The 21,700-nt window shown below is 70.2% G+C and carries 21 protein-coding genes; 15 read left to right on the plus strand and 6 right to left on the minus strand.

Annotated features, from left to right (window positions below; genetic code table 11):
• The first annotated feature begins 202 nt into the window (after window positions 1-202).
• Genes H504_RS0103700 through H504_RS0103720 form a run of 5 tightly spaced genes read left to right on the plus strand, consistent with a single transcriptional unit; the run spans window position 203 to window position 5,387 of the window.
• Entirely contained in the window at window positions 203-1,270 is a 1,068-nt protein-coding gene (locus H504_RS0103700; RefSeq protein ID WP_026421675.1) for a phytanoyl-CoA dioxygenase family protein, read from the plus strand.
• Window positions 1,252-2,541, plus strand: coding sequence for a DUF6271 family protein (locus H504_RS0103705; protein WP_026421676.1), 1,290 nt, complete (start codon window positions 1,252-1,254; stop codon window positions 2,539-2,541). Before H504_RS0103700 ends, H504_RS0103705 begins: the two co-directional genes overlap by 19 nt.
• Window positions 2,541-3,719, plus strand: coding sequence for a type III PLP-dependent enzyme (locus H504_RS0103710; protein WP_245614061.1), 1,179 nt, complete (start codon window positions 2,541-2,543; stop codon window positions 3,717-3,719). Before H504_RS0103705 ends, H504_RS0103710 begins: the two co-directional genes overlap by 1 nt.
• Entirely contained in the window at window positions 3,712-4,194 is a 483-nt protein-coding gene (locus tag H504_RS42830; protein ID WP_035303202.1) for a GNAT family N-acetyltransferase, read from the plus strand. The genes H504_RS0103710 and H504_RS42830 overlap by 8 nt, the downstream gene beginning before the upstream one ends.
• A gap of 5 nt (window positions 4,195-4,199) precedes the next feature.
• Window positions 4,200-5,387 (plus strand): MFS transporter, encoded by a 1,188-nt coding sequence (locus H504_RS0103720; protein WP_342668752.1) that lies wholly within the window; start codon window positions 4,200-4,202, stop codon window positions 5,385-5,387.
• Here the strand turns inward: H504_RS0103720 and H504_RS0103725 are convergent.
• A complete protein-coding gene (locus tag H504_RS0103725) occupies window positions 5,384-5,926 on the minus strand; it encodes a TetR/AcrR family transcriptional regulator (RefSeq protein WP_026421679.1) in 543 nt (180 codons plus the stop codon). The two genes, H504_RS0103720 and H504_RS0103725, sit on opposite strands and share 4 nt — an antisense overlap.
• A gap of 74 nt (window positions 5,927-6,000) precedes the next feature.
• Here H504_RS0103725 and H504_RS0103730 point away from each other — a divergent pair, with 74 nt between their 5' ends.
• The gene (locus H504_RS0103730; protein ID WP_026421680.1) at window positions 6,001-6,465 is read left to right on the plus strand and encodes a nuclear transport factor 2 family protein; all 465 of its coding nucleotides are present in this window, start codon (window positions 6,001-6,003) and stop codon (window positions 6,463-6,465) included.
• Here the strand turns inward: H504_RS0103730 and H504_RS40780 are convergent.
• Together H504_RS40780 and H504_RS40785 are read right to left on the minus strand one after the other, a co-directional pair.
• On the minus strand, window positions 6,462-7,484 hold the full coding sequence (locus H504_RS40780) for an AI-2E family transporter (RefSeq protein ID WP_026421681.1): 1,023 nt from the start codon (window positions 7,482-7,484) through the stop codon (window positions 6,462-6,464). The genes H504_RS0103730 and H504_RS40780 overlap by 4 nt on opposite strands.
• Entirely contained in the window at window positions 7,481-7,930 is a 450-nt protein-coding gene (locus tag H504_RS40785; RefSeq protein ID WP_026421682.1) for a DUF7144 family membrane protein, read from the minus strand. Before H504_RS40785 ends, H504_RS40780 begins: the two co-directional genes overlap by 4 nt.
• A 175-nt stretch (window positions 7,931-8,105) precedes the next feature.
• Between H504_RS40785 and H504_RS0103745 the strand changes: the two genes are divergently transcribed.
• From H504_RS0103745 to H504_RS0103760, 4 genes are all read left to right on the plus strand, one after another.
• The gene (locus tag H504_RS0103745) at window positions 8,106-8,657 is read left to right on the plus strand and encodes an HdeD family acid-resistance protein (RefSeq protein WP_026421683.1); all 552 of its coding nucleotides are present in this window, start codon (window positions 8,106-8,108) and stop codon (window positions 8,655-8,657) included.
• 14 nt (window positions 8,658-8,671) lie between these two features.
• Window positions 8,672-10,474, plus strand: a complete 1,803-nt coding sequence (locus H504_RS0103750; RefSeq protein ID WP_026421684.1) for a glycoside hydrolase family 15 protein — start codon at window positions 8,672-8,674, stop codon at window positions 10,472-10,474.
• Window positions 10,474-11,784, plus strand: a complete 1,311-nt coding sequence (locus H504_RS0103755) for an MFS transporter (RefSeq protein WP_026421685.1) — start codon at window positions 10,474-10,476, stop codon at window positions 11,782-11,784. Before H504_RS0103750 ends, H504_RS0103755 begins: the two co-directional genes overlap by 1 nt.
• A 181-nt stretch (window positions 11,785-11,965) precedes the next feature.
• Window positions 11,966-12,172, plus strand: a complete 207-nt coding sequence (locus H504_RS0103760) for a hypothetical protein (protein ID WP_026421686.1) — start codon at window positions 11,966-11,968, stop codon at window positions 12,170-12,172.
• Window positions 12,173-12,191: 19 nt separating this feature from the next.
• On the opposite strand, the gene H504_RS0103765 is transcribed toward H504_RS0103760, so the two are convergent.
• Both H504_RS0103765 and H504_RS0103770 read right to left on the minus strand, forming a co-directional pair.
• The gene (locus H504_RS0103765) at window positions 12,192-13,823 is read right to left on the minus strand and encodes an amidohydrolase (protein WP_026421687.1); all 1,632 of its coding nucleotides are present in this window, start codon (window positions 13,821-13,823) and stop codon (window positions 12,192-12,194) included.
• A gap of 234 nt (window positions 13,824-14,057) precedes the next feature.
• Window positions 14,058-14,810: a TetR/AcrR family transcriptional regulator gene (locus tag H504_RS0103770; RefSeq protein WP_026421688.1), complete on the minus strand. Its 753-nt coding sequence runs from the start codon at window positions 14,808-14,810 to the stop codon at window positions 14,058-14,060.
• A 172-nt stretch (window positions 14,811-14,982) separates the two neighbouring features.
• Here H504_RS0103770 and H504_RS43550 point away from each other — a divergent pair, with 172 nt between their 5' ends.
• A complete protein-coding gene (locus H504_RS43550; protein WP_281173585.1) occupies window positions 14,983-15,105 on the plus strand; it encodes a hypothetical protein in 123 nt (40 codons plus the stop codon).
• Window positions 15,106-15,402: 297 nt separating this feature from the next.
• Here the strand turns inward: H504_RS43550 and H504_RS40790 are convergent, their stop codons facing one another.
• Complete coding sequence (locus H504_RS40790) at window positions 15,403-16,611, minus strand: MFS transporter (RefSeq protein WP_026421689.1); 1,209 nt, start codon at window positions 16,609-16,611, stop codon at window positions 15,403-15,405.
• A gap of 187 nt (window positions 16,612-16,798) precedes the next feature.
• Here H504_RS40790 and H504_RS33140 point away from each other — a divergent pair, with 187 nt between their 5' ends.
• The 4 genes from H504_RS33140 (at window position 16,799) to H504_RS33150 (ending at window position 21,622) form a co-directional block, all read left to right on the plus strand.
• Window positions 16,799-17,941 carry a transporter substrate-binding domain-containing protein gene (locus H504_RS33140; protein ID WP_051385451.1) on the plus strand — a complete coding sequence of 381 codons (1,143 nt, stop codon included), beginning with the start codon at window positions 16,799-16,801 and terminating at the stop codon, window positions 17,939-17,941.
• Window positions 17,833-18,903 (plus strand): hypothetical protein, encoded by a 1,071-nt coding sequence (locus tag H504_RS33145; protein WP_157440179.1) that lies wholly within the window; start codon window positions 17,833-17,835, stop codon window positions 18,901-18,903. Before H504_RS33140 ends, H504_RS33145 begins: the two co-directional genes overlap by 109 nt.
• Before the next feature lie 278 nt (window positions 18,904-19,181).
• Entirely contained in the window at window positions 19,182-19,724 is a 543-nt protein-coding gene (gene cysC, locus H504_RS0103795) for an adenylyl-sulfate kinase (protein WP_084467353.1), read from the plus strand.
• On the plus strand, window positions 19,721-21,622 hold the full coding sequence (locus tag H504_RS33150) for an FAD/NAD(P)-binding protein (protein WP_051385453.1): 1,902 nt from the start codon (window positions 19,721-19,723) through the stop codon (window positions 21,620-21,622). The genes cysC and H504_RS33150 overlap by 4 nt, the downstream gene beginning before the upstream one ends.
• Window positions 21,623-21,700: the final 78 nt, after the last annotated feature.

The following is a 21,700-nucleotide window of genomic DNA, read 5'->3' on the forward strand; positions in this document are numbered from 1 at the left end:
GACCACCGATGAATCTCGACCGGCAAAAGGTATTCCTCCGCACTTGTATCCGACGGCTGTGATCACCGCCTCAGGTCGAACGCGCCCCCGGGTCGACACCTTTCCCTACTCTTGACACGTGTCGTCCGCGTCCGATGGAATCCGCTCGACACCCGTTGATCCACACAAGTCGATCCGGAAAACAGCCATGTCGGCAGGAGCAATGCCCGATACCGCACACCCGTACCTGCACCGCGCCGCCACCGACGTCCCGTATTTCAGCGCGGACGCCGACACGTACCTGGCGAAGACGCCGCTGCGCGAACTGACCAAGTCGCTGCCGCTGCGCGTGCTGTCCGAGCAGGACTTCGCGCAGTGGCAGACCCTCGGGTACGTCGTCGTGCCCGAGGCCATCCCCGCCGAGCACGCCGGGCGGCTGCTGGAGTTCGCCTGGCAGTTCCAGGGCATGGACCCGGGCGACCCGGCCACCTGGTACCCGGCCAGGGACTTCCGCTCCGAGTTGGACCGCGACCTGTACGTCTACGGGTTCGTCGAGGCCTACCAGCACCAGTTGATCTGGGACAGCAGGCAGACCCAACGGGTGTACGACGCGTTCGTCGACGTGTGGGACTGCGCGCAGTTGTGGGTGACCCTGGACCGGCTGAACCTGAACCCGCCCAACCGGGGCAGCCGCGACCGGGCGCTGATCCCGCGCACCGACACCGGGTTCGACATCGACCTGCACTGGGACGTGGACAGCACGGCCGGTGTGCCGCAGCAGCGGGTCCAGGGCATCATCGCGTTGCACGACACGGCCGCCGACCTGGGCGGGTTCCAGTGCGCGCCGGAGCTGTTCCGCCGGTTCGACGAGTGGAAGGTCGGCCAACCGGCCGATCGCGACCCGATCCGCCCCGCGCTCGACCGCGGCGAGTTCCCGGTGGTGCGTCCCGAGTTGCGCGCCGGTGACCTGCTGATCTGGAACGGTCTGCTGGCGCACGGGGTGCTGCCGAACCTGTCGGCGGACGGGGTCCGCTCCGTGCAGTACCTGTCGATGATGCCCGCGCTGGAGGAGCACACCGCCCTGCGCGAGTCGCGGGTGAAGTCGTGGCGCACCCTGAGCACCCCCGAGTGGAACAAGACCCTGTTGGGCGACGCGATCCGGCACGAGTCGGAGCGCTACGGCACGGCCACGTTGACCGAGTTGGGCCGCAAGCTGCTGGGACTGTCGTCCTGGCGCGGGTGGGACCTCGACGGCGCGAGCGGAGATGCGGAATGCGCAGGATCTGTCTGACCCTCCCGACCAACCGGGAGTGCGTGGCGACCATCGCGGCCATCGGCGAGGAGGCCGGCTACGCCGTGTCGACCTTCGACGTGGCGGTCGTGCTGCTCATCCTGGACTCGTCGGACGCGGGAATCCGAGCGGAACACGAACGCGCGGTCGCCCGGTTACCAGCCACGTTCGACGTGCTGCACCTGGACGAGGACGCCCAGCGGGACTTCCTGCGCCGGGTGGTCGACGGGGCCGGAGTGGACAAACCGGACCTCGTGCTCGACCTGATGCTCCCCGACGGCGTCTCCTACGGCGCCTGCACGAACCGGGCGTTCGTCATCGCGCGGGCGTTGGGCTGCGAGTCGGTGCACCGCCGCGACTCGGACAGCTCGTACCAGGAGTTCAACGGCGCCAAGGTTTTCCCGATCCACCACGAGCTGGCCTCGATCGGGTCGCGGGCGGCGGACGCGGGCGCGGCCGAGAGCGCTCTCGACCCGGAGCACCTGGACAAGCCGGTGGTCATGGTGGGCGCGTCGTTCATCGGTGACCTGTCGGTCGACATCGCCGAGATCGCCACGACCGACCCCGAGGCGTACTACGACGTGGTCAGCCTGTGGGCGCCCGGCGACTGGACCGAGGCGCAGAAGCGGGACCTGGTGGCCGAGTCGTTCACCGGCGCCGGGCAGGACCCGTTCACCGGCGACCGGTCGGTGCTCGGCCTGGTCGACCCGATGCGGGTGGACATGTGCAACATCGCTTTCCACCAGGTGCAGGAAAAGGTGCCGCTGCCGCCCGCGACCGACACGATCGGCAGCGACTACTTCCTCATCCACCTGGTGCACGACGCGAAACTGCCCGGGGTGCTGCACAACCGGCACATCGTCAACTTCCACACCGGGGAACGGAAAACCGACGCCGGGTTCGCCGGGTACCAGTTGCGGCTGGCGAAGTTCTTCCTGTCGATGCTCTATTTCCACCACATCTACGACCGGATGACCGAGGCGGGTTCGGCGCTGCTGGACGACACCAACCAGGTTCGGGCGTCGGTGATCGCGGGGTACGCGCGGGAGAGCACCGGTCTGGCCAAGGCGGAGAACATCCAGCGGCTCACCGGTCTGGAGGCGGCGTACCGGCGACTGGGTGGCCGGTACGCGGAGTTCGCCGACACGATCGCCGCCGACGGCGACCGGTGGCTGCGCGAGGCCGAGCGGGACATCGAGGACTTCGCGCTGCTCATCGACGTGTGGGCGGCGCTGCTGGACCGGGCGTCGGCCACCCCCGTGGTTCGATGATGCTGAGCCCTCGGCTGCGGACCGCCCTGGCGGCCGCCACCGAAGACCAGCTTGTCTACGACCTCGCGGGCGTCGAGTCCGGGTTCCGGCGGCTCACCCGGGAACTGCCCGGGGTCCGGGTCCGGTTCGCCATGAAGGCGGCCCCGGTGCCCGAGGTGCTGGCGTGCCTGGTCGACCAGGGCGCCGGGTTCGACGCGGCCAGCCCCAACGAGATCGCACAAGCGCTTGCCAGTGGGGCCGCACCGCGCGAGGTCCACTACGGGAACACCGTCAAGTCCGATGAGGACATCGCCGACGCGTACCGCTTGGGAGTTCGGGACTTCGCGACCGACAGCGTGGAGGACGTCACGGCAGTGGCGGTCAACGCACCGGGGTCACGGGTGTTCTGCAGGTTGGCCACGACAGGCACCGGCGCGGTGTGGGGGTTGAGCCGCAAGGCAGGCTGCTCGGGTGAGGACGCGGTGCGGGTGTTGGAAACCGCGCGGAGCCTGGGTTTGACGCCGTCGGGGTTGTCGGTGCACGTCGGGTCGCAGCAGATGACCACCGCCGCTTGGCGGGACGCCGTCGACCGGATCGCCGATGTGCTGGTTTCCCTTGCCGGCAAAGGAATCCGACTCGACCACGTCAACCTGGGTGGGGGTTTGCCGGCCCACGGCTACTACGACCGGGCCGCGCGGGCGTTGAACCCACCGGTGCACGAGATCTTCGCGACGATCCGGGCCGGGATGGTGCGGTTGCGCCAGTTGGCACCCGGACTGGATTTCCTCATCGAACCCGGTAGGCATCTGGTGGCCGACCACGGGGCGATCCGGGCCCACGTGATGCGGTTGTCGAGCCGGACGCAGTTGAACGGGGAGCGCGAGCACTGGCTGTACCTGAGCTGCGGGAAGTTCAACGGGCTCTACGAGATCGACCGGTTGCAGTACCGGCTCGTGTTCCCGGACCACCGGGGCGACCCGGTGCCTGCGGTGATCGCCGGACCGACCTGTGACAGCGACGACACGTTCGGCGAAGGGCGGTTCCCGGTCCCGGTTCCGTCCCAACTGCGCTCCGGCGATCCGGTGTGGATAATGGCTTGCGGCGCGTACGCGACGAGCTACACCACGTTGGGGTTCAACGGGTTCGCGCCGTTGCCGCTGGCTTTCCTGCCTGGTGAAAGGGTCACGATCAATGTCTGACGTCCTGGTGCGGCCGATCGGCGATGGCGATTGGGGCGCCATCGCCGAGTTGGAGCGGTCGGCGTACGCGGGGCTCGGGCTCGCCGAAGAAGGCGTCGACGCGCTGCGGTCTCGGGCAGTGTCACCGGAAACGTGCTTCGTGGTGGAGTGCGGCGGGGTGGCGGGGTACGTGTTGGCACTCCCCTATCCGTTCGGCCGGTTCCCCGATTTGTACGTGTTGGAGGACGGGGTATTCCAGTCGTCGAACCTGCACCTGCACGATCTGGTTGTCGCCGAGGATCGGCGTGGGCGGGGTCTGGCGCGGGCGCTGTTGCACCGCCTCGCCGCCGCTTCCGGCTCGTACGACCGCGTTTCGCTGGTCTCCGTGGCGGGCAGCGTGCCGTTCTGGTCAGCGAACGGGTATCGGCCGCAGCCCGGTATCGCGGTTCCGGCGAGCTATGGCCCCGACGCGCTGTACATGTCCAAAGCACTCTGAGAAGGCTGGTTCCCCTGATGATCAGTGAGTTCCGCCGCGCCCAACTGGCGGTGGCCGCGTTGTTCTGCCTTCTCGGATTCCAGTACGCGACCTGGGCCGCGCAGATCCCGGCGCTGCAGAGCCGGATGTCCTTGTCCCCCGCCGAGTTGGGGGTGCTGCTGCTGGCCACCGGCGTCGGCGCCACGGTGTCGTTCCCGTTGGTCGCCACCTTGATGAGACGCCTCGGGTCCCGCGGTCTCGCGTGCCTGTCGGGTCTGGTTCTCTGCCTGGTCCTGGTGGCGCTGGCGGCGGTTTCCAGTTATCCCCTGGCTTTGCTCGTCCTCTTCATCGATGGCATCGCGGTGTGTTGCCTCAACGTCGCGATGAATGCCCAGGGCGCGGCGCTCGAAGAGAAGTTCAGCCGCACGACCATGGCCAAGCTGCACGCGACGTTCAGCGGCGGGACGTTCGTCGCCGCCCTGATCTCGTCCGGGATCAACTCGTTCAGCTCGTCCCTGATGGTCCACTTCGGAATCGCGATCGTCGCGCTGTTGGCGCTGATCGGCTACTCCTGGCCCGCCCTGCTCACCGACGACGCGCCCGTCCCCGCCGCCGAGGGCGCGCCCAAGGAAAAGAGCCGGTTGTCCTGGCCCACCCGGGTCACCGTGTGGCTCGGCCTGGCGATGGTCTTCGGTACCATCACCGAGGGCGCGATGAACGACTGGTCCAGCCTGTACCTGCGGGACGTCACCCACGCGTCCCCCGAGATCGCCCCACTCGGCATCGCCGTCGTGTCCGCCATGATGGTCCTCGCCCGCCTGTTCGCCGACCGCTGGCGCGACCGCTGGGGCGACCAGCGGGTCGTCCTCACCGGCGCCACCCTGGCCGGGGTCGGCCTGGTCCTGGCGCTGCTGATCGGCGGCGTCACCCCGGCCCTGCTCGGTTTCGCCTGCGTCGGCATCGGCATGGCCGCCGTCACCCCCTGCGTCTACGTCGCGGCCGCCAGGGAAGGCGCCAACGCGCTGACCCTGGTCGCCGCGATGGGCACCGTCGGTCTCCTCGCGGGCCCACCGGTGATCGGTTTCATCACCAACGCCACCACCCTCGTCTGGGGCATGACCGCCGTCGCCGCCTCCGCCCTCCTGGTCACCGCGTGCGTCTCCCAAACCCGCCAGCCCGGCGGCGAACGACTCACCGAGGCACCGGCGGGCTAGTCCTTCGCCGTGGCCAGACCGGCGATGATCACCTTGATCGCGTTGTCCAGGACCGGGGGGTCGGGGCGCATGGTGGCGGTCGCCTGGGAGAGGGCGCGGATCAGCAGGTAGACCTCCTCCACGGTCACCCGCGCGCGCACCGCCCCCGCCTCCTGGGCGCGGCGGAGTACCGCGCTGACGGCGGTTTTGAGGCGGCCGGAGACGGCGAGGACCGGGTCGCGGAGGTTGGCGTCGTCCGGGAGCAGGGTGAGCTTGGTGGCGCCGGTCTCGATCATCTCGCGGAGCAGGATGGACCAGGCGGTGGTCTGGTCGGGGTGGGCGGCGAGGGCGTCGGCGCGGGTGAGCAGGTGTTCGAAGTGGCGGACGAGGGCGGCGCTGACCAGGGCGTCCTTGGTGGGGAAGTGCCGGAACACGGTGGCGATGCCGACCCCGGCCAGCCGGGCGACCTCCTCGGTCGACCCGGCCGCGCCCAGGTCGCCGAAGACCGCCTCGGCGGCGGCGAGGATGCGGTCGCGGTTCTCCCGGGCGTCCTGGCGCATGCGGGGACTTTAACCGGAGTCAGGACTTCGGTACAGTTACCGGAGTCCCGACTCCGATTACCGCTGGGGGTACCGTGCCCACACCTGCCGAAGTCATCCGCGCCGTGGTCGACGGGGTGTGCCGCCTGCTCGCGGGCGACCTCGACGACCAGCAGCGCGAGGCGCAGCTCGACGCGCTGGCCGAGCTGTACGCCGAGGAAACCGACGTCCAACACCCGTTCGCGCCGCTCGGGGCGCCCCGGCTGCGCACCCGGGCCGAGCTGCGCACCCACTTCGCGAACGGCGTGGCCCAGCGGCGCGCGGAGCGGTACGAGGCGGTCGGCGAGGTCCGCCAGACCGAGGACCCCGAACTCGTGGTCTTCGAGTTCCACTACACCGGTACCGTCAACGGCCGCGACTTCTCGGTGCCGTGCGTCTTCGTCACCCGCGTCCGCGACGGTGTCATCGTCGAGTCGCGGGACTACCTGGACCACCTCGCCATGGCGCGCGCGTTCGGCGCCTATGACAAGGTGGTGGCCGCGCTGGCCGAAGCCAGTTAGGCCCGTTTTCGCGGTAGGGAACCCAGCAGCGAGGCGACCCAGCTCGCGCGTGGGTCGGTCTCCACCAGCAACGCCATGACCAGCAGGGTCGCGGGGATGGCGAGCAGGGCGCCGAGTGGGCCGAGGATCCACGCCCAGAACACCAGCGACACGAAGGCGAGGGTGGTCGACAGGCCCACCGAGTCACCGACGAACAACGGCTGGATCAGTGACTGCACAACGAAGTTGACGACGACGTAGACCAGTACGACGGCGAGCATCCGTCGCCACCCGCCGCCGAGGAGGCCGAGGACGGCGGGTGGGAGGACACCCAGGATGAAGCCGATGTTGGGGATGTAGTTGGTGACGAACGACAGCACACCCCACAGCACGGCGAGTGGAATATCCAGCCACACCAGGGCGAACGCGTCGAGTACGGCGATGATGAAGCCGAACACCGTTGTCACCACGAGGTAGCGGCGCACGCGGTGGGCGAAGGTGTGCAGGGCGGCGTGCAGTTCCGGGCGGACCTTGGCGATCCCGGCCAGCCGGTCGTCGATGCCCGCCGCCTCGACGCTGAAGAACAGCAGGAGGGCCAACAGGAACACCAGGCTCGTGGTCAGGCTCGTCACGTCGCCGAGCAGTGATCCCAGCGACGACAAGACTTTGCCGGTGTCCAACGAGCGCAGGGACTGCCGGATCTCGCCTGCGCCGAACCGCCCGGCCAGGTCGGCGGCGAGGTCCCGCGCGTCGGCGGCGTACTGCGGCAGCAGCGACCCCAGTCGCGCACCGGAAACGACGACCACCGCACCGAACCCGACGAGCGTCCCGTAGACGATCAGCACGAGCACCGTCGTCGCGGCCCAGCCGGGGAGGCCGCGGCGGCGCAGCCACCGGTGCACCGGGCTGGCGACGATCACGATGACCAGGGCGAGCAACGCGGGCGCGACCAACCACGCCGCGGCGCGCACCCCGGCCATCGTGACCACCGCGGCGGCGGTGCCGAGCAGGACCACCAGGCCGCGGGGCAACCCGGTCACGGCGAGACGCGACTCTCGTCGCCGTGGGCCACCAACGCCCAGATGACCACCACGCACAGCATGATCGCGACGATCGACCACAGTGGATAAACACCGATGAAAGCCAGTTGGGCGATGGCGTTGAGGCCCGCGAGCACGACGGTGGCCACCCGCGCCCAAACCTGGTCGGCCAGCAGCGCGATCCCGCTGATGAGCACCAGAGCGCCGATGAGCAGGTGCGCCCAGCCCCAGCCGGTGAGGTTCAGCACCAGCACGTGGCTCGGGCCTGCGATGTAGTAGTCCTGTTTGAACAGTGCGACCAAGCCCTCGATGACGTTGACGAACCCGGTCATGATCATGACCAGTCCGGCGAACCAGACCCACCCCGACCAGGCCGACCCGGTCGCCCAGTGGTCCTGGTCGGCCTCCCGGACCCGGCCGGGTCGGCTGTGGTGGTACTCGGTCATAGTGGCTCCTTTTCTCTGCGAGTCGACTCCAGCGTGGCCGCCACCGGCACCCGAGGTCTTCGCCCGACCTGGGTGGGTGGCGCGGCCTCACCCGGGACACGGGATGACCGGCGGCGGGTGAACTCGGAATCGTCGAGCCCGCAACGTCAACGGCGCGCACACGGAAAGGCATTCGATGCACGCAACCGAGACCACCGCCGAACCGAGGGTGCTGTCGGCCCGGCCGTCGCGGGGCTGGCGGATCTTCTTCGGACTGGTCACCGTGGCGGCCGGGGTGGCGATCCTGGTGTGGCCGGGGGTCGCCGTGGTCACCGTCGCGGTGATCCTGGGCATCCACTTCATCGTCGCGGGCGCGTACCGGTCGGTGACCGCGCTGACCCGCGACATCGACAACACCGCGCTGCGGGTGCTGTACCTGCTGCTCGGCCTGCTGCTGGTCGTCGTCGGGCTGCTCTGCCTGCGCTCACCGTGGCAGGCCAGTGCGGTCCTGGTCGTCCTCTTCGGACTGAGCTGGGTGGTCAACGGCGTCGTCGAGATGTTCCACGGCGTCAACGGGGGTGGCGGCTGGACCATCGCGTCCGGGGTGATCAGCCTGCTGGCGGGCCTGGTCGTGCTGATCTACCCGGCGCCCGGTCTCGCCGCCATCGTCTGGCTGTTCGGCGTGTCCCTGGTCGTCATCGGCGGCACCGTCACCATCAGTGGCGCCGCCGCGAAAACCCGACCCTAGAAGGAGAGTACACAGTGGATGGACAACCGGCGATCGCCGACCACGGGCTCATCGGCGACCTGCAGACCTCGGCCCTGGTGGCCACGGACGGCTCGGTGGACTGGTTCTGCTGCCCGCGGTTCGACTCGCCCAGCCTGTTCGGGGCCATCCTGGACCCGGAGCGCGGCGGCCGCTGCCGGATCGGGCCAGCCGACCGGCGGCACATCGCGCGGCAACTGTACTTCCCGGACACCGCGATCCTGATCACCCGGTTCCAACTGCCGTCCGGCACCGGCGAGGTGGTCGACTTCATGCCGCCCGCCGCCGCCGAGGCGACCACCCGGCACCGGCTGATCCGGATGGTCCGGTGCGTGCGCGGCGAGGTCGACTTCGAGGTCGAGGTGGCGCCGCGGTTCGACTACGGCCGCAAGCCGCACACCGCGCACCTGACCGAGAGCGGCGCCGTGTTCGAGTCCGACGACCTCACCCTGACCGCGCACGCGGTCCGCGAACCCGGGGACGAGCCGCTGGCCAAGGTCGCCGTGCTCGACAACGGCGACGTGCTGGGGCGGCTCACCCTGCGCGCGGGGCAGGTGCGCGGAATCGTCCTGGAGTCCGATTCAGACGGTCCACCGAGGACGATCCGAGTGGCGGACGTGGAGCGGGCGTTCGCCGAGACGGTCGAGTTCTGGCACGACTGGCTGGCCCGGTCGACCTACCAGGGTCGGTGGCGGGAGCAGGTGCACCGGTCGGCGGTCACCCTGAAGCTGCTGACGTACGCGCCGACCGGGGCCATCATCGCCGCGCCGACCGCGGGGCTGCCGGAGCAACTGGGCGGTGAACGCAACTGGGATTATCGCTACACCTGGGTCCGGGACGCGTCGTTCGCGGTGAACTCGTTGCTGGGCCTGGGTTTCACCGACGAGGCGGCCGACTTCGCGCGCTGGCTCGGTGATCGGTACCAACAGGCGGACGGGCCGTTGAAGATCATGTACCGAGTGGACGGCAGCTCGAACCTCGGCGAGGAGGTCATCGCGCACTGGTCGGGCTACCGCGACTCCCGCCCGGTCCGGGTCGGCAACGGCGCGGCCGACCACCTGCAGCTCGACATCTACGGCGAACTCCTGGACAGCGTGCACCAGGCCAACCGGCGCGGTCTCCCGGTCGGGCACCAGGGCTGGCAGGCGCTGTCCGCGCTGCTCAACTGGCTGGGCGAGAACTGGGACCGGCCGGAAGAGGGCATCTGGGAGACCCGCGGCGGGCGGGCCGACTTCACCTACGGCCGGGTGATGAGCTGGGTCGCCTTCGACCGCGGCCTCCGGCTCGCCGAGTCGCTGCGGCTGCCCGCCCCGGTCGCGGTGTGGCGGTCGCACCGGGACCGCATCCACGACCAGGTCTGGGCGCGCGGCCTGCGTCAAGGCGCCTTCGTGCAGCGGTACGACTCGGACGTCCTCGACTCGGCGTTGTTGCGGATGCCGCTGGTCGGCTTCATCTCCCCGCGAGACCCGGTGTGGTTGACGACCCTCGCCGCCATGGAACGCGATCTCGTCGTGGACAGCCTGGTCTACCGGTACAACCCGTCCGCCGCCCCGGACGGCCTGGCCGGTGATGAGGGCACGTTTTCGTTGTGCACCTTCAACTATGTCACCGCGCTGGCCCGCGCGGGCCAGGTGACCAAGGCGCGGCTGGTGTTCGAGAAGATGCTCACCTACGGCAACCACGTCGGCCTCTACGCCGAGGAGATCGGCCCGACCGGCGACCAACTGGGCAACTTCCCGCAGGCGTTCACCCACCTCGCCCTCATCGACGCCGCGCTGGCGATCGACCAGGCCCTCTGATGCGCGCTCGGACGGTGGTGCCGCTCGCGCTCGCCCAGTTCGTCTGCAGCTTCGCGGGCTCGAACATGAACGTGATGATCAACGACATCAGCACCGACCTGGGTACCACCGTCCACGGCGTACAGGTCACCATCACGCTGTTCCTGCTGGTCATGGCCGCCCTGATGATCCCGGGCGGCAAGCTCACCGACCGCTACGGCCGCAAGCGCTGCCTGCTGGTGGGCCTCGCGGTCTACGGGGTCGGCGCCGTCGTCAGCGCCATCGCGCCCGGCATCGGCGTGCTCGCCTTCGGCAACTCGATCCTGGAGGGGGTCGGCACCGCGCTGCTGATCCCGCCGGTGTACGTGCTGGCCACGGTGCTGTTCCACGACCTCACCAGTCGCGCCCGCGCGTTCGGCGCCATCATGGCCATGGGCGGCATCGGTGCCGCCGCCGGTCCGCTCATCGGCGGGTTGATCACCTCGGTGCTGAGCTGGCGGGCCGCCTTCGCCTTCCAGGCACTGGTGGTACTGCTGATCATCCTGCTCACCCGCCGCCTCCGCGACCCGTTGCCCGCCAACCCCGACCAGCCCTTCGACACCCGCGGCGCGGCGCTGTCCGCCGCGGGCCTGACCCTGGTGATCGTCGCCATCCTGGCCGCCGGTACGAACTGGACTGTCGCGATCGGACTTTTTGTCGCCGGGTGCGCCGTGCTGCTGCTGTTCTTCCTGTCCCTGCGCACAGCCAGGGAGCCGCTGGTCTCGCTGGCCCTCTTCCGCGACCGCGTGATCAACCTCGGCCTGCTCACCCAACATGTCCAATGGCTGGTCCTCATGGGAATCTCGTTCGTCGTGGCCGCCTACTTGCAGGTGGTCCGCGGCCACAACGCCGTGGAGACCGGCCTCTTCCTCACCCCGGCGACCATCGGCCTGCTCATCACATCCCTGTCCGCCCAACGATTCGCCCGCAACCGGTCCCAACGATCGCTCATCATCGCCGGTTTCGCGTTCACCCTGGCCGGAATCGGTCTCCTGCTGTGCTCGTCCGCCGTGATGGGCCTGTTCCTCATCGGCATCGGCGTCGGCACCATGCTGACCCCGTCGGTCAACATCGTCCAATCCCGCGGCGGCCCCAACAAGGGCGAGATCTCCGGCGTCTCCCGCTCGGTGTCCAACCTGGGCTCCGCCACGGGCACCGCCATCGCGGGCACCATCCTCGCCACCCACCCCGGCGAAGCCTCCTACACGACCGCCCTGACCACCCTCGCCGCCGCCTGCCTGATCGGCCTTGCCGCCGCCCTGCTCCTCCCCCGCACATCGATCTCCACCTGACACCGGCAAGAGGTACCGTCGATCGCGTGGACACCGTTCAAACAGGCACAGTGGCGGCCCCACGACCAGGGTTCGTGGCACTGTGGTTGCTCGGCAACCTCGTCATCGGGCTGATCGCGTCGGTGCCGCTGTTGATGGCGGTTGTCTTCAGCTACTTCGTGGGGCGCGGGTCTGGGGCTCGGTGGCCTCGCCGTTCCGGAGCGGGAGCGCCGAGGAGGAGGCGGCGATCATGATCATGGTGGGCGGCGCCGTCGTGGTGGTCGCCGCCGCTCTGGTGAACCGGGCGTTGCGGAAGCGGGTAACGCTGTCAACCGCGTGGTTCTGGGTGTGGACGGTCGTGCTGGTGCCGGCGTTGTTCCCGGTGGTGTGGGCGCTCGACGCGGGGTGAGCGCCCAGCACCGGGAGGGTCAACGGGCGTAGACCTGCTGTCCGGCGAACCAGGTCTCGGTGACGGTGGTGGCGGCCAGGTCGGTCACCGGCGACTGGAACGGGTTGCGGTCGAGGATGACGAAGTCGGCGGACTTGCCCGGAGTCAGGGAGCCGGTCACGTCGTCGACGCCCATGGCGCGGGCGCCGGAGAGGGTGAACGCCTCGATGGCCTCGGCGAGGGTGATGGCCTGCTCCGGCCACAGCGCGCCGTCGAACGCGCCGGTCGGGTCCTGGCGGGTGACCAGGCCCTGGATGCCCTCCCAGGCGTTGGGCGACTCGCTGACCGGCCAGTCGGAACCGCCCGCGACGAGGGCGCCGGTGTCCAGCAGGGCGCGGTTGGGCTGCATCCGGGCGGCGCGCTCGGCGGGCAGCACCCCGGCGATGGCGGTCGGGATGACGCCGGGCACCCACAGGAACGGCGAGATGTCGGCGGCGACACCCAGTTCACCGAAGCGGGCGAGGTCGTCGGGGTGGACGAACTGGCCGTGCGCGACCTGGAACTTGATGTCGGCGAAGCCCTCGGTGCGCAGGGCCCGGACGGCGTCCAGGGTGGCCCGGACGGCCGCGTCGCCGGTGCAGTGGATCTTCGCCGAGAGACCGGCCTGCGCGGCGACCCGCAGCCAACCCTGCAGTTCCGACGCGGGCATGGTCGTCGCCCCGTGGAAGCAGGCGCCGTGCGCCTCGTCCGGCAGGTAGGGCTCCAGGAACGCGGCGGTGCGGGTGGGCGGGACGCCGTCGAGGAAGATCTTGACGAAGTCGGGCCGGTGGTGCTCGGTGCGGTACCGCTCGCCGACCTCGATCAGCGACCGGCCGATCGGGTCGAACCCGAAGATCGGGTCGTTGATCAGCAGCGACGACACGACCCAGGCGTGCAGCCTGCCCTGCTCGTCGAGCGTCTTGAGCGCGTTGAGGATGTCGACCGACACCCCGGCGTCCTGGAACGCGGTGATGCCGTACGAGTGCAGCACGCCGATGCCGTGGTGCGACGCGCCTGCGTGCTGCTCCGGGGTGAGCGCCCCGGTCTCCCGGATCGCCCGCTCAACCGGGACGCCAGCGGCCTCCAGCAGCACGCCGGTCGGCTCACCGGTCGCCGGGTCACGCACGATCACACCACCGTCGGGGTCCTGGGTGGCGGCGGTGATGCCCGCCAGCTCCAGGGCGCGGGTGCTGACCCACTTGTTGTGCCTGCTGTCGTCGCTCAGCGCGACCGGCCGACCACCAGCAGCCTCGTCCAGCGCGTGCCGGGCCTCGACCCGGGTCAGCGTGTCAACCAGGGTGGACGCCCACGCGCCACCGACAACCCACTCATCCGGCCCCAGGTTGGCCGCCCACCCGCGAACAGCGGCGAGGATGCCCTCGAACCCCTGGTCCCCACCGAAGGTCAACTCGAACAACGCCGCCCGCCCGGCGAGAGCGTGGTGGTTGTGCACGTCGACCAGACCGGGCATGACGAACGCGCCACCCAGGTCGCGCACCTCGGTGTCCGGACCGACCTCGACCTCGTCCAGCGCCAACACCCTGCCATCCCGCACAGCCAGCGTCGTCGCCCACGGCCGGGCGGGATCCACCGTGTAGACGGTGGCGTTGGTGAGGATCAGGTCGGCTGCCAAGTGTGGTCACTCCCCGATGAGGTCGCCGTCGGTGCTGGTCCCCGGCAGTCTTGGCGGGCCGGGGACTCCGCAGAACCGGTTCCGCGCGGTCGTGCGGCACCGGACAAGAAGGGTGCGCTGTCAACCAATCCCCCGCGACCGCGACACCCCGGTCGGGTGAAATAGCTCCTGGCTACCACGCCGGAAACGCCTTTCCACACGAAGTGGAACCGGTGGCTCGACCCGGATCCGGAGTCAGGCTGACGGGCTGGGGCGGGACGCGATGAGGACGGCGATGCCGTCGAGGATGCGGGTGAGGCCGAAGTGGAGGGCGTGTTCCGGGTCGTCGGCGGTGTTGTGTTCGGTGCCTGCTCGGGTGGCGGTGGGGTTGTGGACCTTGGCGAGCCACGGGGCCTGGACCTGCCACCACTGTTCGCCGGTGAGGCCGGTGGCGCGTTGGCGGTCGTCGGCGTCGGCGGCGGCTCGGGCGGTGCTGCGGACGTGGGAGAGGACGAGGGTGAGGACGGAGGCCAACTCGTCGTCGGTGAGGGGGGTGCCTGCGAGGCAGGCGAGCTCCCGGTCGTGCTTGGCGATGAGGTTGGGGCCGAGGACGGGGCGGCTGGTCTCGACGTGGGCGAGCCAGGGGTGGGCGCGGTAGAGCACCCAGTTGGCTCCTGCGACGCGTTCGAGGCGGGTGCGCCAGTCGCCGGTGGGGTCGAGGGCGGGGAGTTCGCCGTAGACCGTGTCGGTCATCAGGTCGATGAGTTCGGCCTTGCCGGGCACGTAGGTGTACGTCGACATGGTGCCGACGCCGAGGGCCTCGCTGACCCGGCGCATGGTGAGGGCACCCACACCCGCCGTGTCGGCGACGCGGATGGCGGCACGGACGATCTTGTCGACGCTGAGGTCGGTGCGGCCATCGCGGGGCGCGGGTTCGCGGGTGCGCCACAACAGCGCGAGGCTGCGCGCCGGGTCCGACTTGACGGCCTTGCCGCGGTCCTTCGCCACGGTGTACCAGCCTATCCCCGCACCGGTTCCGGCTCACCGAACGACACGTCGGCCAACCCGGTGCCGGGACCGGCAAAGACCCCGCCGCCACCCGGAACGGGTACCAGCGGCCCTCCCGGAGTAGCGCGTCCTGTTCGACGGTCGTCCACCGGTCGCGCCACACGGTCGGATCATGCACTACCGCGACCGGGCAATCGCGATCTTCGTCTTCCGCCCCCCCATCGACCACGACCACCGTGATGGCTACCAACGCCGCGTCTACAACTGGAGACGCCATGTCGATGTCGGCCAGTAGCGGCGCCAAATCCAGCCGCGGGGCGGGGAAACGCGCGCGGAACGAACGTGGGTGGGATGGGCGCAGGTGAGGTGAACGCGCGCGCGGGGGTAAACGTGGGCCGGGCGAAACGCGGAGTGGGGCCGTGGTGCTGTTGCCGGACGCGAGTTGTCGGGCGATCTGCCACGCCGAGTTTGCCCACAGGCCGTTGGCCCATCCACAGGCCGCTCGTCGAGGCCGGTTTCCGCCGCCCGCGCTCGCTAGGCTGGATTCGGGGGCTGCTCAGCACCGTTGATCTTGACCGAACCCCGACACCGGTCAACCAGCCGGGACGGCGACCCGGTCCGGGTCCGACACCGCCCTCGGGGTGAGGGCGCGGAGACCGAACAAGGTGGCCAGCAACGCCGCCGCCGGGCCTGCCACGGCGAGGACCAGGGCCGCTCCGCTGCCGCCGAGGTCGACCAGTGATCCACCCGCCGCCGAGCCGATCGCCATGCCCAGGATCACCGCGCTGGCCAGCCACGCGTACCCCTCGGTGAGCGCGCCGCGCGGCACCAGGAACTCGACCATCGAGGTGGCGGTGATGAGTACCGGCGACACGGTGAGCCCGGCGAGCACGGTCAGCGCGGCCATCAGCGGCAATGAGTCCGCGAACAGCAGTGGAATTGTGGCGAGCGCGAGGGCGAGGGTGCTGAACAGCAATCGGCGGCTCACACCGTTCTTCCACTTCACCGCGCCGACCACGAGGCCGGCGACGAAGCTACCGGCGGCGAGCAGGCCCAGCAGCAGACCGGTTGAGCCGAGTGCGCCGTGTTCCTTGGCGAACGCGATGAGGCCGACGTCGAAAGTGCCGAAAAAGACACCGGTCGCGACGTAGACGAAAAGGAGCACCAGCAGTCCGACGGACAGGATTCCGCCTTTTTCCACCTGCCCGTCCGGGATGTGCGTCACCGGTTGGGTGGACCGTTGGGCGGCGAGCCAGATCCCGCCCGCGACGTAGAGGACCAGCGCGCCCAGCACGCCGGACACCGGGTCGACGCCGACCGCGAGCACGGTGACGAGCATCGGGCCGACCACGTAGATGACCTCGTCGAGCACGCCCTCCAGGGCGGCGGTGCCCGGTACACCGGGCGCGACGGCGCTCCACCTGGTGCGCACCAGCGACCCGATCGGCAGCGCCGCGACCCCCGCCACGGCGGCGGCCGGGAACAGCGTCCAGGCGGGTGCCCGGAAGTGCGCGAGCAGCACGAGCGCGACCGTGCCCACGACGTTGGCCGGCAAGGTGGCCATGATGACGCGGCGTTGCCCGAGCCGGTCCATCAGCCGCCCGACGGTCGGACCGGCGGCGGCCTGGGACAGCGCCAGCACCGCCGTGACCGCGCCCGCGAGCGCGAACGAGCCGGTCAGCGCGGACACCATCAGCACGCACCCGACCGACCGCATCCCCATCGGCAACCGGGCGACGAAACCCGCGGCGCAGAAAGCCGCCGCTCCCGGTATTCGCAACAATGTCCAGTAGGTGCGCACGCGAACAAGCCCCCCAAAGTGCCGAGAACGCCTCGGTTGGATCTTACGCGATCGGGTGAATGACCGGTGAACTTCTTTCGGGTGATTTCGCGCCGTTCCCGCCCCGGCGCGGATTTACCCATAACGCGGGTGACCGGACTCGCGATGCTGGACAATGCCGGGGCAGCGAAGCCGGAGGTGGGTGCGAGTGTTGGACGAGGACAACATCGACCATGTCGAGCACGTCACGGACGACAAGGACGACAGAGACGGCGAGGCGCGGCGGCGCTGGGTCCCGTACGTCCGGTTCGTCGCGTGGTGCCTGCTCGGCGCGCTGCTGGTCGGCACCGCCGTGTACGTCTGGTGGCAGGCCAAGCCCTCGGAGCAGGACCTGCGGCACCAGGCCCTGCTGGACACCAAGTCCGAACTGCGGATCGGCGTGATGCCGGACATGCCCGGCGTGTCGCTGTTCGACGAGACCACCAAGACCTACAGCGGGTTCGACATCGACATCGCGTACATGGTGGCCGCCGACCTCGGGTTCCAGCCGAGGCAGGTGCGCTTCTACACGATGAACAACGAGGACCGGGACAAGGCGTCGGTGCTCGACCCCAGCACCAGGCAGAGCGTGCAACTGGACCTGGTGGTGGCGTCCTACAGCATCACCGACGCGCGGCAGGCCAAGCCGTACGTGAACTTCTCGTCGCCGTACCTGCGCACCGAGCAGTCCGTGGTCACCCGCGCGGGCCACGCCCCGGTGCGCTCGCCCGCCGACCTGACCAAGCCGCCCGCGCACCCGGACAAGCCGGAGGTGGTGTGCACGCTGGGCACGTCGACAGCGGAGACGCCGACCACCCAGGTGGAGAACCGGATCTCGGACTGCATGCGGCGGCTGACCGCCCCGGACCACGACGTCGACGCGGTGCTGACGGACGCGGCCATCCTCGCCGGTTTCGTGTACCGGGACCAGCAGTCCGGGCGCAACCAGCTCAAGCTGCACAACATCAGCATCGACGGCGAGGAGCGGTGGGGCATCAGCACCGGCGGCCACACCGACGACAAGGAAGCCCTGCGCAAACTGGTCAACCTGTCGCTCTACCGGTCGCAGCACGACCCGACCGACCGGCGCTGGGAGGACGCGTTCGACCGGTGGCTCGGGCCGGAGCAGTCCGCGGCGGGCGACCAGCGGGTCGCCATCGATGTCCAGCCCGACGCGGAGAAGGAAGAGGTCCGGGAGTGGCCGTGGCAGACCCTGGGGCTCGGCCGGGACAACCGGACGCCGGTGGAGCAGGCCCGGCTCGGACAGCTTCGTCGGAGTCGTCGCAGTCGTCGCCGTCGTCGAGCGAGCTGAAGCCGAGCTGGCAGTGGGCGCTGACCCTGCTGCCCAGCTTCCCGCTGGTCCTGCTGGTGCTGCGGCTGTGGACGCTGGGCCACCAGGACGTGCCGACGATGCTGGTGCTGGTCCGGCACGTCAGCCCGCTCGGCCTGGTCGCGTCGCTGGTGATCTCGCTGGTCTGGGTGCCGCCGGTGGTGATCCTGACCGTGCGGATGGCGGGCGACCTGCTCGCGGCCAGCGGCGAGTGGGCGCGGCCGAAGCCGTCCTGGCTGGTGCGGCTGGCGGCTCGGCTGCCCGGCTGGGTCGTGCTGACCACCGGCATGTGGGCGGCGCTGAGCTGGGAGCTGCGGTTCCTGCCGACGCTGACCGCGGTGCTGCTGGCGACCCTCGGCCTGGCCGCGCGGCGGCGGTACCCGGCGGGGCACCCGGTGGTGTTCCAGGTCGCCGTCCTGCTGCCGATCGTGCTGGGCGTGGTGGAACTGGCGGTCACCGGGCCCGCCATCGGGTCGGCGCTGGCGGCGGGCGAGGTGGTCACCGCGCTGCTGTTCGCGGTGCCGCCGGTGGTGTGCCCGCTGCTGGCCGGTCCGCTGCCGACCGGGGTCGCCCGCTTCGCGACGCACTGGCCCGCCACGGTCTGCGCGTTCGCGGCACCGATCGCGGTCGGCACGATCTTCCTGCACACCCCGGTCCTGCCGTCGGTGGCGCTGGAGATAGGCAGCCCCACCGAGGTGGCCCGCGGCCGGTTGATCGACGTGGACAACCAGATGACGCTGCTGCTCAACGACGCGGGCGATGTCCGGTTCATCCTCAACGACCTCGTCCACGCGACAACGTTGTGCCCCGACGCGGAACAGCTCCCGTACAGCGTGGTCACCGTGCACGGGTGGCAGGTCGAACGCCCGGCCCTGCGGTGGTTGCTGCCGTCCCGGTCGCCGCAGCCGGAACCCCAGCAGTGCGAGGGCAGGCTGCCCGGGTGAGACCGGCGGTCCACTGAGGACCTCGTGTGGGAATGTTGGTCCACCCGAAATGGCGGACTAGCGGGAATCAGTCACAGGTTTCCTGGTGGTGAACCGGTTAAGCGGCTGTTAACAGACAAAATCCCCGGTATTGCCGGGAAATCTGCGAATGGCCGGGAACTTTTGGTTGCAGCTTTCCCGGTCTTGGTCCGCCATGCTCGAACGACGGGGTGCTCGCCGCGCGGCTTCCGGTGCCGGGAATTGCCGTCGCGGCGCCTGCCTGCCCCGCCCGACCAGCGATGAGAGGGACCCGCATGACCACGATCTGGCTCACCGGGCTGCCGAGTTCCGGGAAGACGACCCTGGCCAAGGCGCTCGCAGGCCATCTGCACCGGCCGACCCAGGTACTCGACGGCGACGAAGTGCGGCGCGAGTTGTTCCGCGAGTTGGGTTTCGACGAACAATCCCGCCGGGAGAACATCCGCCGGGTCGGCTGGATGGCCAGAATGGTGGGGCAGCACGGCGTGTTGGTGTTGGTACCGGTGATCGCGCCGTACCGGGACGCGCGGGCACAGGTGCGCGCCGCACACGAGGCGGTGGGCCAGCGGTTCGCCGAGGTGTACGTCGACGCGACGTTGTCCGCGTGCGTGGAACGGGATGTGAAAGGGCTCTACGCCCGGCGCACCAAGGGGATGACCGGGGTGGACGCGGTGTACGAGCCGCCACTCGAACCGGACCTGCACCTGCGCACCGACCGGTCGACGGTGGCCGAGTGCGTGGACTCGCTGGTCAACCTGGTCGCGGCGCTGGACCTGCGCGAGCTGAACGGGGCCGTCCGGTGACCGCCGCCGTCGCCGTCATCGGGGCGGGCGCCAGCGGCACCCTCGTCGCCGCCAACCTGGCCAGACTCGCCGCCGAACTGGACGCTCCCGTGCTGGTGCACCTCGTCGAGCGATCGGGCACGGCCGGGCCGGGGATCGCGTACAGCACAACCGACAACCGCCACCTGATGAACACGCCGGTCGGGAAGGTCAGCGCGTACACCGCGGACCCGGACCACTTGCTGCGGTGGACCAACGACACCCAACGGTCCGACTTCATCACCCGCGCCGAGTTCGGCCAGTACCTCCACGACACCCTGCACGAGGCGTTCGCCGGTTCCGTTGTCGCCCGGTTGTACGAGCACCACGACGACGCGGTGAGCGTGCGCGATCACGACGGCGGGGTCGAGGTCACCTTAGCCGGCGGCAAGGTTCTCCGGGTCGCCGCGGCGGTGTTGGCGTTGGGCAACTCGGTCACCGCGCGGACGCCCGCGGTCTTCACCCGCGCCGGGGACCGGTACCTGGACGCGCCGTGGCTCACCGGGGTGGACGCCGTGCGGCCCGGGGAATCGGTGCTGCTGCTGGGAACTGGACTGTCCATGGTGGACATCGCGGCCACGTTGTCCGAACGCCCCGGCGTCACCGTGCACGCCTTGTCCCGCCACGGTTTGCTGCCCACCGCCCACCAGACGGCGTGTTCGCACGGCGGCCACCCGGAACTCATCGCCGCCGTCCTCGCCGAACGCGACCTCACCGGGCTGGTGCGCGCGTTCCGGGAGGCCGTTTCCGAGGCCCCGGACTGCTGGCGCGCGCTCGTCGACGCGTTGCGGCCGCACTCGTTCAAGATCTGGGAGCAGCTCGACCACCCCGACCGCGACCGCTTCCTCACCCGGTTCGGCCGCTTCTGGGACGTCCACCGCCACCGGCTCCCCCCGGTCGTCGCGACCCGCCTGCACGACCTGATCGCCGCAGGCAGGCTGACCGTGACCGCGGGCACCCCCACCGCCTGTGTCCCCGCGGCCGACGGGCTCGACGTCACCATCGGCCGCCCGCACGGCGTGGAACACCTGACGGTGGACCGAATCGTCAACTGCGCCGGTTTCGGCCGCGACGTCACCGCCGCCACCGACCCGCTGCTGCGCGACCTCGTCGCGCGCGGCGTCCTGGTCGCCGACCCGCTCCGCCTCGGCGTCCACACCGACCACATAGGACGGTTGATCGACCGGGCAGGCGCCGTCAGCCCCACGCTGAGCACCATCGGCCCACTCCGCCGCGGCACCCTGTTCGAAACCACCGCCATCCCGGAGATCCGCGACCAGGCGTCCGCCATCGCCGCCCACGTGCTGAGCACGGTCGCCACCACCTGCGTCTCCGTCACCGAGACCGCGGTGCCGTCCAGCCCCGGCGAACTCGTCTCCCTCGCCCTGCGCGCCGCCCGCGCCCCGGACCCGACCCGGGCGCTGACCGACCTCCAACGCACCATCGCCGCCCACCGGCACACCATCCTCCGTTGGCTCCCCGGCGCCGGAACCGACGAAACCCTCCTCTACGCGGGCCCCGACATCACCATCCTCCGCGTCGAAATCGCCCCGCACACCGCTTTCCCGCCGCACGACCACCAAATCCCGGCGTTCATGTCGGTCCTGCACGGCACCGAACACAACACCTACTACCGCCTCTCCCCCACCGGCCTCACCACAACCGCGCACACCCCAACCCCAGCGGGCGGCGTCATCGCCATGCCCCCGGACACCATCCACTCGGTCAGCAACCCCACCCACCCCCGCTCCACCGCCCTGCACATCTACCCCGGCGACCTGTTCGCCCTGTCCCGCACCATCTGGGACCTCGACACCGGCACCACCCACCCCTACACCGACGACAACTACTTCGCCCTGGCCCGCCCATTCACCCTGTAGCCCTCGCATGGACGGCGAGACGGACAGGCTTGCCGCCACGTGATCAGCACCCGAAACACCGCAGGCCCGGCTCACCAG

Origin of the sequence: Actinokineospora inagensis DSM 44258, from assembly GCF_000482865.1 — a bacterium.
Classification (GTDB): domain Bacteria; phylum Actinomycetota; class Actinomycetes; order Mycobacteriales; family Pseudonocardiaceae; genus Actinokineospora; species Actinokineospora inagensis.